At 64.7% G+C, this 12797-nt stretch carries 12 protein-coding genes; 9 read left to right on the top strand and 3 right to left on the bottom strand.

All coding sequences use genetic code 11. The features are described 5' to 3' along the window. Positions 1-169 precede the first annotated feature (169 nt). The 7 genes from VGO04_RS14270 to VGO04_RS14240 all read left to right on the top strand — a co-directional run bounded on the left by VGO04_RS14270 (position 170) and on the right by VGO04_RS14240 (position 8034). Entirely contained in the window at positions 170-1306 is a 1137-nt protein-coding gene (locus tag VGO04_RS14270; RefSeq protein WP_327496613.1) for a transporter substrate-binding protein, read from the top strand. Beyond that, positions 1303-1884: an ANTAR domain-containing response regulator gene (locus VGO04_RS14265; RefSeq protein ID WP_327496612.1), complete on the top strand. Its 582-nt coding sequence runs from the start codon at positions 1303-1305 to the stop codon at positions 1882-1884. Before VGO04_RS14270 ends, VGO04_RS14265 begins: the two co-directional genes overlap by 4 nt. Continuing rightward, positions 1884-2732, top strand: coding sequence for an ABC transporter permease (locus tag VGO04_RS14260; RefSeq protein ID WP_327496611.1), 849 nt, complete (start codon positions 1884-1886; stop codon positions 2730-2732). The genes VGO04_RS14265 and VGO04_RS14260 overlap by 1 nt, the downstream gene beginning before the upstream one ends. A gap of 1 nt (position 2733) precedes the next feature. Continuing rightward, positions 2734-3654 carry an ABC transporter permease gene (locus tag VGO04_RS14255; protein ID WP_327496610.1) on the top strand — a complete coding sequence of 307 codons (921 nt, stop codon included), beginning with the start codon at positions 2734-2736 and terminating at the stop codon, positions 3652-3654. 88 nt (positions 3655-3742) lie between these two features. Beyond that, on the top strand, positions 3743-5362 hold the full coding sequence (locus VGO04_RS14250; RefSeq protein WP_327496609.1) for an ABC transporter substrate-binding protein: 1620 nt from the start codon (positions 3743-3745) through the stop codon (positions 5360-5362). Between the two features lie 60 nt (positions 5363-5422). Then, positions 5423-6367 carry an acetamidase/formamidase family protein gene (locus VGO04_RS14245; RefSeq protein WP_327496608.1) on the top strand — a complete coding sequence of 315 codons (945 nt, stop codon included), beginning with the start codon at positions 5423-5425 and terminating at the stop codon, positions 6365-6367. Further along, positions 6364-8034, top strand: a complete 1671-nt coding sequence (locus tag VGO04_RS14240; protein ID WP_327496607.1) for an ABC transporter ATP-binding protein — start codon at positions 6364-6366, stop codon at positions 8032-8034. Before VGO04_RS14245 ends, VGO04_RS14240 begins: the two co-directional genes overlap by 4 nt. Positions 8035-8097: 63 nt before the next feature. On the opposite strand, the gene VGO04_RS14235 is transcribed toward VGO04_RS14240, so the two are convergent. After that, positions 8098-9468 (bottom strand): ATP-binding protein, encoded by a 1371-nt coding sequence (locus VGO04_RS14235; protein ID WP_327496606.1) that lies wholly within the window; start codon positions 9466-9468, stop codon positions 8098-8100. Then, entirely contained in the window at positions 9468-10130 is a 663-nt protein-coding gene (locus VGO04_RS14230) for a response regulator transcription factor (protein ID WP_327496605.1), read from the bottom strand. Before VGO04_RS14230 ends, VGO04_RS14235 begins: the two co-directional genes overlap by 1 nt. Before the next feature lie 115 nt (positions 10131-10245). Between VGO04_RS14230 and VGO04_RS14225 the strand changes: the two genes are divergently transcribed. Both VGO04_RS14225 and VGO04_RS14220 read left to right on the top strand, forming a co-directional pair. Further along, positions 10246-11001 (top strand): L,D-transpeptidase, encoded by a 756-nt coding sequence (locus tag VGO04_RS14225; RefSeq protein WP_327496604.1) that lies wholly within the window; start codon positions 10246-10248, stop codon positions 10999-11001. A 186-nt stretch (positions 11002-11187) separates the two neighbouring features. Then, complete coding sequence (locus tag VGO04_RS14220) at positions 11188-11904, top strand: L,D-transpeptidase (protein ID WP_327496603.1); 717 nt, start codon at positions 11188-11190, stop codon at positions 11902-11904. A gap of 57 nt (positions 11905-11961) precedes the next feature. On the opposite strand, the gene VGO04_RS14215 is transcribed toward VGO04_RS14220, so the two are convergent. Beyond that, positions 11962-12774, bottom strand: a complete 813-nt coding sequence (locus tag VGO04_RS14215; protein ID WP_327496602.1) for a L,D-transpeptidase — start codon at positions 12772-12774, stop codon at positions 11962-11964. Between the last annotated feature and the right edge of the window lie 23 nt (positions 12775-12797).

Below are 12797 nucleotides of genomic sequence, written 5' to 3'. Positions count from 1 at the left end.
GCCATTCCTTGCTTGACAGTCGCCGGCTGCCCGTATCTTAATCATGCTCTCAGATTGAGCAGATCAATCCCTTCACATGACCTTGATGGTCGACGGGCAGTTTGGCCCCATGATCCCCCCATCTTCGATGGGTGCGGCGTCATGGGGTTTTTGGTTTTTTGGCGGGACCATGAGCGACGCGATAAAGATCGGCATCCTCTATTCCACAACCGGGCCTTACGGCACGATGGGCCGCGACTGCCGTGACGGTGCGGAGCTGGCGATCGAGGAGATCGCGGCTGCACATCCGGGCCGGATCGAACCCGTCTTCGTCGACCCCGAGGCCAACATCGACCGTTACCTTGAAGGTGCCCGGTCGCTGCTGCGCGATCACGGCTGCCGCCACATCATAGGCACGATCACCTCGCTTGCCCGCAAGGAAGTCATTCCGTTGGTCGAAAAGCACGATGGCCTGCTCTGGTACATGTGCCCTTACGAGGGCTTCGAGGCCAACGACAACGTGATCTATACGGGCGGCTGCCCGAACCAGCATCTCCTGCCGCTGCTCGACTACCTCCTGCCGCGCTTCGGCAACCGGCCCTATCTCGTCGGCGCCAACTATGTCTGGGGCTGGGAGATGAACCGGCTCGCGCGCGAGCTGGTCGAGGAGGCAGGCGGCGCCGTGCTCGGCGAACGTTACCTGCCGCTCGAGGAAACCGCGGTCGAGCGCATCGTCGCCGAGATAGAGCAGCGCCGGCCGAGCTTCGTCCTCAACAACCTCGTCGGCCCGTCGAGCTACGCCTTTCATGCCGCCATGCGGGCGCTTGCCGAGCGCGACCCGGCCTTCCGCCCGGATAGCTGCCCGGTCGTCAGTTGCGACCTGCAGGAATGCGAACTGACCGATATCGGGCTTGGAGTTGCGACCGGACAGCTTTGCGCCGCTTCCTATTTCGACACCGTTGCGTCGCCGGAGAATGCGGCGTTCAAGCAACGTGTCGACAACAGGTTCGGTGCCGGGCGGCGCATCTCCAGCGTATTTGCCAGCGCCTATGCCTCCGTCAAGCTCTGCGCCGAAGCGATCGTCGAGGCGGGCGCTGACGATCCCGCTACGATCCTGCAGCTCGTTTCTGCCTTGTCGCGGCCGAGCGTGCTCGGACCATTGAGGGTCGATCCGCAGACCCATCATGCAGCCCTTCCGTTTCATCTCGGCCGGATCAACGACGAGGGCGGCTTCGATATCGTCGTCTCGCAGCCATCCATAGCCGCAGACCCATACTTGACCGGCCAGCGCAAGCGTCGGGCGCCTCAACTGCGGATCGTCTCATGAGGGAAACACCGAATTTCACCGGCTGGCGGGCAACGATCCTGCACCGCGAGGACCAGACGACCGAGCGCCTTGTGCGTCAGCTCAAGCTCTTTGGCTTTGAGGTTACGGTGCAATGGCAACCGCTTGATGAACGCCACTTGCCCGACATCATCCTGGTCGACGCCGACCAGGGCTGGAGCGGGCTCCTGCCGTGGAAGGATGAACAGGCACCGCGGCCGCTGATTGCGCTGCTCGGTTCGGAAGCGCCGGGGCGCGTCGCCTGGGCCATGGGGCAGGGGGCAGCCGCGATCATCGCCAAGCCGCTGGCGTCGTCGGCCGTCTATCCGGCCCTGGTGATGGCGGTCGGCATCCATCAGGAGCGCCGTGCCGTTGGCGAGAAGATCGCGCATCTCGAAGAGCGGGTGCGGATGCGGCCGCTCGTTCACGCAGCTGTGCTGAAGATCGGCCAGGCCTGCCATGTCGACGAGGAGCGGGCCTACGGCATCCTGCGCAACTGCGCGATGAAGAAGCGTCTGTCGATGGAACAGGTCGCCGGCTCCATCTTGGGCGGCGCCGAGCCGCTGCCGGAGGCCGGCTGATGCAGGTCCTGAAATCCATGCTCAGGCAGCCGGCGGCGCTGTTCGGCCTCGTCGTCGTTGTTCTGGTGGTGGTGCTGGCGCTCGCCGCACCGCTGATCGCCCCCTACAGCCCGGACGAACAGATGTTCGACGGCCTGACGCTCGAGGGCGCGCCGCTGCCACCAAGCGCCCAGTTCCTGCTCGGCACCGACACGCTCGGCCGCGATCTGCTGTCCCGGCTGCTCTACGGCGCACGCACGTCACTCGTCATCGGCCTCGTCGCCAACGGCGTTGCCGTGACCATCGGTCTTTTGATCGGCATTCTCTCCGGCTACATGCGCGGCCTCGTCGGCAATGCGCTGATGCGCTTTACCGACCTGATGATGGCCTTTCCGGCGCTGCTGCTGGCGATCGTGCTTGCCGCGCTGCTCCGCCCGAGCCTGTGGATCGTCGCCATGGTGATCGCGCTCGTCAACTGGGTGCAGGTCGCCCGCATCGTCTATACGGAAACCCGCGGCCTCGTCGAACGCGACTTCATCCTGGCCGAGCGCTCGCTCGGAGCCGGCCACGGCCGCATCCTGTTTCATCACATCCTGCCGCATCTCGTGCCGACGGCGATCGTCTGGGGCACGCTCGGCATCGCGACGACCGTGCTGCTTGAGGCGACCCTCTCCTTTCTCGGCATCGGCGTGCAGCCGCCGACACCCTCCTGGGGCAACATCATCTTCGAGAGCCAGAGCTACTTTCAGGCCGCACCCTGGCTGGTCTTCATCCCCGGCGCCGTCATCCTCTTGACCGCGCTCTCCTTCAATCTGGTCGGCGATGCGCTCCGCGACATCCTCGATCCGACGCAGCGCGGGAGGGGCTGAGATGGCGTTCCTTCTGCTCCGCCGCCTGGTCCAGACGGCGCTCATCCTTCTCGGCGTCGCCGCGATCACTTTCCTGCTGCTTTATGCTTTGCCGGCCGACCCGGCCCGCATGATTGCAGGGCGCAGCGCCACGGCCCAGACGGTCGCCAACATCCGCCGCGAGCTTGGGCTCGACCAGCCGCTGCTCGTGCAGTTCTGGACCTATCTGCAGGGGCTCGTGCAGGGCGATCTCGGCCGCTCCTACGCCCAGAAGACCGATGTCGGTACGCTGATCGCCGCGCGCCTGCCGGCGACCCTGATCCTGATGGCGGCCGGCATATTCGTCGAGGTCGTGCTCGGCGTCGCCCTCGGCGTCCTTGCGGCGGTCAGGCGTGGCGGTTTCGTCGATCGCCTCGTGATGATGGCGTCCTTCGTCGGCGTGTCTGCGCCGCAGTTCGTCGCCGCGCTCCTGCTCCTCTACGTCTTTGCCGTCACGCTCGCCTGGTTCCCGATGAGCGGCTTCGGCACCTTTGCCCATGTGGTGCTGCCGGCGTTGACGCTCGGCATTCTCGGCGCCGGCTGGTATGCGCGCATGGTCCGCTCGGCGATGATCGACGTGCTCAACCAGGACTATGTGCGCACCGCGCGCGCCAAGGGCCTCTCGTCGTTCCGCATCGTCTTCCGACATGCCCTGCCCAATGCGCTGCTGCCCATCATCGCGATGATCGGCATCGACATCGGCCAGTTCATGAGCGGCGTGGTCGTCGTCGAAGCGGTTTACGGATGGCCGGGCATCGGCCAGCTGGCCTGGCAGGCGATCCAGCAGGTCGACATTCCGATCATCATGGGGGTGACGCTCGTTTCGGCGCTCGCGATCGTCATCGGCAATCTGATCGCCGATCTCATCGCGCCGCTCATCGATCCGCGCATCCGCGCCCGCTAGGAGTTTTCTACGCAATCCCGCGCGGAAAACCGCTCCGCACTTTTCCTGGAAAAGCTCATCCGCACAGCAACCAAAAAGGGGAACAAAAATGTTCAAAAGCTGGCTTCGAACTTCAACTGTCGCCGCAGCACTTGTCCTGGCACCGCTTGCAGCGACGGCGCAGGACGCGCCGAAACAGGGCGGCGATATCGTCATCACCTACAAGGACGACATCGCCACGCTCGATCCGGCGATCGGCTACGACTGGGTCAACTGGTCGATGATCAAGAGCCTGTTCTCACGATTGATGGACTATAAGCCGGGCACCACCGAACTGGTGCCGTCGCTGGCCGAAACCTTTGAGGTCGCACCGGATGGCCTGACCTATACCTTCAAGCTGCGTAAGGGCGTGAAGTTCACCAATGGCCGCGAGATCGTCGCCTCTGACGTCAAATACTCGATCGAGCGCGCCGTCGACCCGAAGACGCAAGGGCCTGGTGCCGGCTTCTTCGGAGCGATCAAGGGGTTTGACGACCTTTCGGGCGGCAAGGCGACGACACTTGAGGGCATCGAAGCGCCAGACGACGGCACCGTCGTCTTCCATCTCTCGCGCCCGGACGCCACCTTCCTGCACGTGCTCGCCGTCAACTTCGCCTCGGTCGTGCCGAAGGAAGCAGTGGAAGCGGCGGCCGGCGATTTCGGCAAGAAGCCGGTCGGCTCCGGCACCTTCATCCTGAAGGATTGGACGGTCGGCCAGAGCCTGACCTTCGAGCGCAACCCGGACTACTTCGTCAAGGACATGCCGCATATCGACAAGTTCACCGTCGAGGTTGGCCAGGAGCCGCTGGTGGCGCTCTTGCGCCTGCAGAAGGGCGAGGTCGACATTGCCGGCGACGGCATCCCACCGGCGAAGTTCCTCGAAATCAAGAACTCGCCCGAAGGTGCGGAGATCATCGTGGACGGGCAGCAACTGCACACCGGCTATGTGACGCTCAACACCAAGGTGAAGCCCTTCGACGACGTCAAGGTTCGCCAGGCCGTCAACATGGCGATCAACAAGGAGCGCATCACCCGCATCCTGAACGGCCGCGCGACGGCTGCCAACCAGCCGCTGCCGCCGCTGATGCCGGGCTACGACAAGGCGTTCACCGGCTATGCCTATGACGTCGAGAAGGCCAAGGCGCTCTTGGCCGAAGCCGGCCATGCCGATGGTTTCGAGACGGTGCTCTATTCGACCAACACCGATCCGCAGCCGCGCATCGCCCAGGCAATCCAGCAAGATCTGGCCGCGATCGGCATCAAGGCGGAAGTCCGGGCGCTGGCGCAGGCCAATGTCATCGCCGCCGGCGGAACGGAAGGCGAGGCGCCGATGATCTGGTCGGGCGGCATGGCCTGGATCGCCGACTTCCCGGATCCGTCCAATTTCTACGGCCCGATCCTCGGTTGCTCCGGCGCCGTGCAGGGCGGCTGGAACTGGTCGTGGTACTGCAACGAGGCGCTCGACAAGCGTGCAGTTGAAGCCGATTCGATGTCCGATCCGGCGAAAGCGGTCGAGCGTCAGGCGGCCTGGGGCAAGATCTTCACCGACATTATGGCCGATGCGCCGTGGGTGCCCGTCACCAACGAGCGCCGGGTCGTGGCCAAGTCGCCGCGCATGGGCGGCGACGGCGACATCTACGTCGATCCGACCCGCGTCATCAACTACGACGCGATCTTCGTGAAAGAGTAAGCGTCAGGCTCCCCGCAGGTTGTCTGCGGGGAGCCTCCTCTTGAGTTTGGGAGAGATTTCATGTGCGTTGCCTGCACCCACACCATCCACCGCGCCAAGCATCACTTTGGCTGGAACCGTGACTTCGAGCCTACGCTGATCGCCAAGCCCGGTGAGACCATTCACTTCGAGTGTCTCGATTCCTCCGGGGGCCAGCTCGGTGCCGGCTCGACGCTCGAGACGCTGGCCGCGCTCGATTTCGACCGGATCAATCCGGTGACGGGCCCCGTCTATGTCGAAGGTGCCGCACCCGGTGACGCACTGAAAGTAACGATCCGTCGCTTCATTCCCTCGGGCGTCGGTTGGACGGCCAACATTCCGGGCTTCGGCCTGCTTGCCGACCAGTTCACCGATCCGGCGCTCCACATGTGGTCCTATGACGCCACCAGCATGGCACCGGCTCTTTACGGTCCCGGCGGCCGCGTGCCGCTGAAACCGTTCGCCGGCACGATCGGCGTCGCGCCGGCGGAGCCAGGCCTGCACTCCGTAGTGCCGCCGCGCCGCGTCGGCGGCAATCTCGACATTCGCGACCTGACATCGGGCGTTACGCTCTATCTGCCGGTCGAGGTGGAAGGCGCGCTGTTCTCGATCGGCGATACGCACGCGGCCCAGGGCGACGGCGAGGTCTGCGGCACGGCCATCGAGAGCCAGATGGAAGTGGAAGCGACGATCGAGCTCGTCAAGGACGCGCGTCTCGCAAGCCCCCGCTTCACCACGCCGGGTCCGGTGACCCGCCATCTCGACGCGGCCGGCTACGAGGTGACGACCGGCATCGGGCCGGACCTGATGACCGGTGCGCGCGAAAGCCTGATGCGCATGATCGACCTTCTCGGCGCCGAGCACGGCTTGAGCCCAGTCGACGCCTATCTGCTCTGCTCGGTCTGCGGCGATCTGAGGATCAGCGAAATCGTCGACCAGCCGAACTGGGTGGTCTCCTTCTACTTCCCGAGGATCGTCTTTTCGTGATCGCAGCGTCTCCCGTTCTCAGCGTCGACGGGCTCTCGGTCGATGCGCTGACACCTCAGGGCCCACGCCGGGTCCTCGACGCGGTCAGCTTCGACCTTAAAACTGGGGAGACGCTCTGCATTGCCGGCGAGAGCGGGTCCGGCAAGTCCGTGACCTCGCTCGCCGTCATGGGGCTCTTGCCGAAGACCTCGCTCAGGATCGCGTCCGGCAGCATCAAGCTTGAAGGCCGCGAACTCTCGAAGCTCTCCAACAGCGCCATGCGCAGCGTGCGCGGCGGCGATGTCGCCATGGTCTTCCAGGAGCCGATGACGTCGCTCAACCCGGTCATGTCGATCGGCGAGCAGCTGACCGAGGCCATCCGTGAGCATCAGGGCTCCGAGGGGACGACCGCTGCCGCCGTTGCCTTGCGCATGCTCGATGCGGTGCAGATCACGGAACCTGCGAGGCGGATGAGGCAATATCCGCACGAGCTGTCGGGTGGCATGCGGCAGCGGGTGATGATCGCGATGGCGCTCTCCTGCCGTCCCAAGGTGCTAATCGCTGACGAGCCGACGACGGCGCTCGACGTCACGGTCCAGGCCCAGATTCTGACGCTGATGAAGGATCTGAAAAAGGAATTCGGCGCCTCGATCATCCTGATCACCCACGACATGGGCGTGGTGGCGCAGATGGCCGACCGCGTGGTGATCATGCAGCAGGGGCGGATCGTCGAACAGGGGGACGTTTCGCCGATTTTCCGTGCTCCGCGCGAGCGCTACACGCAGGACCTGTTGGCGGCAGTACCAAGGCTCGGCGCGCATGCAGGCACCGACGGTCCACCGCGCATCGGCCCGGCTTTGCCGACTTCGATCCCACGGGCAAGCGGCCCTGTCCTTTCCGTACGCGACCTCGTTGTCCACTACGGCAAGAAGCCGAGTGGTCTGCTGGGTGGAAAGAAGTTGACTGCCGCCGTCAGTGACGTCTCCTTCGATATCTTCCCCGGTGAGACGCTGGGGCTCGTCGGCGAAAGCGGCTCGGGCAAATCGACGACGGGCAAGGCGGTGCTCGGCCTCATCCCGTTTGCCGGCGACGTGACAATCGACGGACAGGCGATCGGCGCGCTTACACAGCGGCAGATGCGGCCGGTGCGCCGCTCGGCGCAAATGATCTTCCAGGATCCGTATGCCTCGCTCGATCCGCGCATGGCCGTTGGCGCGGCGATCGCCGAGCCGCTCGTCATCCACGGCATCGGCAACCGCAGCGAACGCACTGACCGCGTCGCCGACCTCTTGCGCCGCGTTGGTCTCGGGCCCGATGCCGCCAGCCGCTACCCGCACGAGTTTTCCGGCGGCCAACGTCAGCGCATCTGCATTGCCCGGGCGTTAGCGGTCAATCCGAAGCTGATCGTCGCGGATGAAAGCGTGGCAGCGCTCGACGTGTCGGTGCGCGCCCGCGTGCTCGACCTGATGCTCGAGTTGCAGGAAACGATGGGTCTTGCCTATCTCTTCGTCTCGCACGACATGGCGGTGATCGAGCGCATGTCGCACCATGTTGCCGTCATGCGCGGCGGCCGGATCGTCGAGATGGGAACGCGGCGGGCGGTCTTCGAGAACCCTCAGGACGCCTATACCCGGGCGCTGATGGCGGCAGTGCCGTTGCCGGACCCGCCGATGCGAAAAAGCGCCTGAAGTGGTTTCCGTCCGGAGTTGCGCAATAGCAGAGCCATGAAATCGGCCCGCAGCGTGATTGCCTCACAGAATGAGACTTTGCGGCAGGACGATGCGGGTCGAAAGGCCGCCCTCCGCCCGATTGCGCAATTGTAGCTCGGCGCCGGCGCGATCAAGCGCGAGTTCGGCGATGCTGAGCCCAAGGCCGCTGCCGATCGCTGTCCTGAAACGCCCACGGAAAAAGCGTTCGGTCACATGTGCCATCTCGTCTTCGGGGATGCCGGGTCCGGCGTCGTCGATCGCGATGACGACACCGCCGGTCTGTCTTTCCATGCCGCATCTGACGCTCGTGCCAGGCGGCGAATGATTGAGAGCGTTTTCCAGGAGATTGCGCGCGGCCAGTCGGAATAGCTCCGGTTCCATGCCGATCTTCAAGCTGCGCAGCTGTTCGTCGATATGGATCTCTGCAGCCGGCGTCCCGTGGCTCCGCAGCTCCGTCCCGAGGCTTGCGAGCATCTCCCCCGGGCTGAAGGCTCCGGCCGCCTTGCCGTCCTCCACCGCTTCCACCGACGCTATGTCGAGCAGCTGTCGCACCAGCTTGCCGGTGCGGTCGACGCCGGCGACGATCTGGCCGAGCGCCTTGTCTCTGATGTCGCGGTCGTCGCTGGCGAGCGCCACCTGGGCCTGGGTCTTCAAGCCGGCGAGCGGTGTGCGCAGTTCGTGTGCGGCAAAGGCGATGAAGTTCTGCTCGCGCTCGCGGGCGCCGGCGACGCGGGCAAAGAGGCCGTTCAGGGACTTGAGCACCGGTCTGATTTCCTTCGTCGTGTCGAGACCGTCGATCGGATGCAGATCCGAGGCGTCCCGTGCGGCCAGATCGCCAGCGAGCCGCCTGAGCGGCGCCAGTCCGCGCCCGACGCTGAGCCAGATCAGGACCGCAAGCAGCGGAATGATCAGAAGTGCTGGAAACAGGAGGCCCTTGACGAGATCGTTGACCAGCCGGTCGCGGATGCGCAGGTTGTCGCCGACGAGCACGCGCACGCCGAGGCCGGCATTCTCGACCGCAAACACCCGCCAGGTTTCGCCATTGATGACGGTCTCGGAAAAACCGGTCGCATGGGCGGCAAGCGTCGTGTTTGGCGCGCTGTCCGACTTGCCGATGAGCGTGCCGTCGAGCGACCAGATCTGGCAGGAGAGCTGCCGGTCGTAGTGCGGGTGATCGAGAACGGGGATTCTCATCGCGCTCTGGGCGGGGCGGTCGCTCGCCTCGTCGTCTTTCAGCATGTCCTGGCTGACGATCAGCGAATTGACCATGCGTGCCGCCTCCATCAACCTCGCATCGAGCACGCGCTCGACCTCGGCACGGGTGCTCAGGAAGATCCAGACCGTGGCCGACAGCCAGAGCAGGCCGGTGGTGATCAAGAGGATGGCGAAGAGCCGGGTGCGCAAAGACCGCATCAACCGGCTCCACCGAGACGGTAGCCGATGCCTCTGACGGTCTCGATCAGGCCGGGACCGAGCTTGTTGCGCAGATGGTGGATGTGCACTTCGACGGCATTGCTCTCGATCTCCTCCTGCCAGCCGTAAAGCTTGTCCTCGAGCTTGGCCTTGGAGAAGATGACGCCCGGATGCGCCATCAGCATGTGAAGGATCGAATATTCGCGCCTTGAGAGCTGCACCGGCTTGCCCGCCTGTTCCACCGATTGGCGTGCCGGATCGAGCTTCAACGTCGCCCATTCGAGAGCAGCGGTCGCACGGCCGCTGGAGCGCCGCGAAAGGGCGCGCAACCGGGCTGCGACCTCGTCAAGATCGAACGGCTTACCGAGATAGTCGTCGGCGCCTGTATCGAGGCCCGCCACCCGGTCGCGGACCGTGTCGCGGGCGGTGAGCAGCAGCACCGGGATATCGTTCTGGTTGGCGCGCAGGTCGCGCAGGATGTCCAAGCCGGAACCGTCGGGCAGCATGAGATCGAGCACCACGGCGTCGAAGCCGTTGGCCGCAAGCGCCGTTGCGGCTGCGTCGCAGGTGCCGACGGCATCGGTGGTGAAGCCGGCCAGCGCCAGTCCAACCTTGAGGCCGTCGCGCAGGATATCGTCGTCTTCGACGATCAGGATCCGCATTGGTATTCCTCACTTTTTTGCGAGCGGAACTCTTGAGCCCCTCCCTTAAGGCAGCCTTAAGGTAGGACTTCCCTGAAGGCGGCATTGCAACAAATCGAATCGTTGAATGCCCGATATGACCAAACCAGACGAGCTTTCTTCACCCACGGCCGATCACAAGACCGGCATCACGCTCACCCGTCGCAGCCTCTTCATTGGGGCGGCGTCGCTGTTTGTCACGGGTTGCGCGACCGTGCGCCCGACGCCGACCGTGCTGCCAGCACGCGCAGCCCCGCCGCTCCCGGATCGGCGTACCGTGCCGCCGATGTATCATGCGATGCCGGACGAAGAATTCCCGATCCCCGAGGTCAAGGTTGCCGATGTCGACCCCAAGTTTTGGCGCCAGGAGGTCGACTATCCGACTACAGAGCGGCCGGGCACGCTGATCGTCGATACGCCGGCGAAATATCTCTACCATGTGCTGCCCGGTCGGCGGGCGATGCGCTACGGCATCGGCGTCGGCCGCGAAGGGTTTGCCTGGTCCGGTCGGGCGGTTGTCGCCTACAAGCGCAAATGGCCGCGCTGGACCCCACCCGACGAGATGGTGGCGCGCCAACCGAAACTCGCGCCCTACAGCATCGCCAATGGCGGCATGCCGCCAGGTCTGAAGAACCCGCTCGGGGCACGCGCGCTTTACATCCACAAGGATGGCAGGGACACGCTCTACCGCATCCACGGCAGTCCCGAGGCGCATTCGATCGGCAAGGCGGTTTCGTCCGGCTGCATCCGTCTTATCAACCAGGATGTCGTTTACCTTCACGATCAGGTCCGCGATGGCAGCACCATCGTCGTCATTCCGGACCCGGCGATGGGCGATCTGGCGGTCGGGTGAGGCAGTCATGACGGGCAGCGCGGGAAATCTGCAACAGTGCCTGATCGAGTGCTCAACATGGCGCGAGATCCACGCCAAAGAATGGATTTCACCACATTTCGGTCACGGTTCGGCCCAACAGCCTTGGGCCTCTCCTCGGACCCTCTCCAAGCGAAATCTCCAACCTGGAATAGAATTAAAGTGTCGATGAATTTGTCCCGCCGGTCGCTGCTCGCGGTGATCGCCAGTTCCGTTTTGACTGCCTGCACGCAGATCCCGAAACCCGAACCGAAGCCGAAGCTGATCGAACCGATCGCGGGCGGCGGCGGTTCGCCGGAAAAGGCAGCGGACGCGGCGGACGTGCCGACGAAGACCTACGACTATGCGTCGATCTACGCGCCGGTGAAGGACGAAGGCTACGATGTTCCGGGTATCCAGTACACGGAGATCAAGCCGCAGTTCCTGCGCCAGGAAGTGGCCTATGCCACCAACGAACCGCCGTATTCGATCGTTGTCGATACCCAGACGATGTTCCTGTATTACGTGCTGCCCGGTGGTCGCGCCATCCGCTACGGCGTCGGTCTTGGTGCTGCCGGTCGTGCCTGGAAGGGGCGCGCCGTGGTGCACTGGAAGCGCAAATGGCCGCGCTGGACCGTGCCCGACGACATGGTCGCGCGCCAGCCGCACCTGAAGAAATACGGCATCGATGCCGGCGGCATGGATCCGGGTCTCGACAACCCGCTCGGTGCCCGCGCCATGTACATTTTCCAGGATGGCCAGGATACGCTCTATCGCATTCACGGTTCGCCGCAGTGGCGCTCGATCGGCAAGAACGCGTCCGCCGGCTGCGTGCGCATGCTGCAGCAGGACGCGATCGATCTTTACAATCGGGTCAGGGGCAAGACACCGCTGCTCGTCCTGTAGCGGGCGACAGAATGGCGGCTATTGCCGCCATATTCCGGACGAATTGATCCAAAGGGGCTAGAGGGCCGGCAGTCCGTCCGGCCCCATCCGCATGTAGTTCGGTCGCCGCGACTGCGGCTGCTCTTCCGGAAGGTATTGTGGTTGCGGCTGTGGCTGCGACTGTGCCATGCCGCCGCCCGAGAGGTCGGTGACGACGATCGGCGTGCCGTTCGGCACCCGGTTGTAAAGATCGACGACGTCCTGGTTGATCATCCGCACGCAGCCCGACGACACCGACTTGCCGATGGTCCACCATTCCGGCGAGCCGTGAATGCGGTAGAGCGTGTCCTCACCGTTCTGGAAGATGTACATGGCGCGGGCACCGAGCGGGTTGCGCAAGCCCGGATCCATGCCGCCCGCCTCGATACTGTATTGCTGCAACTCGGGCTGGCGCGCCACCATCTCGTCCGGCGGGTTCCAGCGCGGCCATTCGCGCTTGTACTGGATGACGCCGCGCCCGGCCCAGGCAAAGCCCGCCCTGCCGAGCCCGACGCCGTAGCGCATCGCCTGCCCGCCCTCATAAACCCGATAGAGGAAATGGCCACCGACATCGACGACCAGCGTGCCGGGCGTCTCGCCGGTCGGATCGGCGACCATCTGGCGGTAGAACTGCGGCTCGATCTTCTCGTAGGGGATCGCCGGTAGCGGATAGGGCTCGTTCGGCTTTTCGCCGTAGATCTCCGCAAGCGCGGGACTAGCGATCTGGGGTTGCTCCGGCGCGTAGGAGCGGGTCACCATCGGACGGGGCGAGGCGCAACCCGCAAGCGTCGCGGCCGCCAGGCCGCCTGAGAGTTGCAGGAAAGTGCGGCGGCGGATCACTTGGTCAGGCATGGAACCCTCGGTCGTCCTGTTGT

Source organism: Ensifer sp., assembly GCF_035999185.1.
GTDB lineage: Bacteria > Pseudomonadota > Alphaproteobacteria > Rhizobiales > Rhizobiaceae > Ensifer.
The sequence above is the reverse complement of the archived record's forward strand: the minus strand, read 5'-3'. Positions and strand labels throughout refer to the sequence as shown.

Coding starts and splice junctions, on each gene's coding strand:
- VGO04_RS14270 (WP_327496613.1), top strand. CDS start 170: ATGAGCGACGCGATAAAGATCGGCATCCTCTATTCCACAACCGGGCCT.
- VGO04_RS14265 (WP_327496612.1), top strand. CDS start 1,303: ATGAGGGAAACACCGAATTTCACCGGCTGGCGGGCAACGATCCTGCAC.
- VGO04_RS14260 (WP_327496611.1), top strand. CDS start 1,884: ATGCAGGTCCTGAAATCCATGCTCAGGCAGCCGGCGGCGCTGTTCGGC.
- VGO04_RS14255 (WP_327496610.1), top strand. CDS start 2,734: ATGGCGTTCCTTCTGCTCCGCCGCCTGGTCCAGACGGCGCTCATCCTT.
- VGO04_RS14250 (WP_327496609.1), top strand. CDS start 3,743: ATGTTCAAAAGCTGGCTTCGAACTTCAACTGTCGCCGCAGCACTTGTC.
- VGO04_RS14245 (WP_327496608.1), top strand. CDS start 5,423: ATGTGCGTTGCCTGCACCCACACCATCCACCGCGCCAAGCATCACTTT.
- VGO04_RS14235 (WP_327496606.1), bottom strand. CDS start 9,468: ATGCGGTCTTTGCGCACCCGGCTCTTCGCCATCCTCTTGATCACCACC.
- VGO04_RS14230 (WP_327496605.1), bottom strand. CDS start 10,130: ATGCGGATCCTGATCGTCGAAGACGACGATATCCTGCGCGACGGCCTC.
- VGO04_RS14225 (WP_327496604.1), top strand. CDS start 10,246: ATGACCAAACCAGACGAGCTTTCTTCACCCACGGCCGATCACAAGACC.
- VGO04_RS14220 (WP_327496603.1), top strand. CDS start 11,188: ATGAATTTGTCCCGCCGGTCGCTGCTCGCGGTGATCGCCAGTTCCGTT.
- VGO04_RS14215 (WP_327496602.1), bottom strand. CDS start 12,774: ATGCCTGACCAAGTGATCCGCCGCCGCACTTTCCTGCAACTCTCAGGC.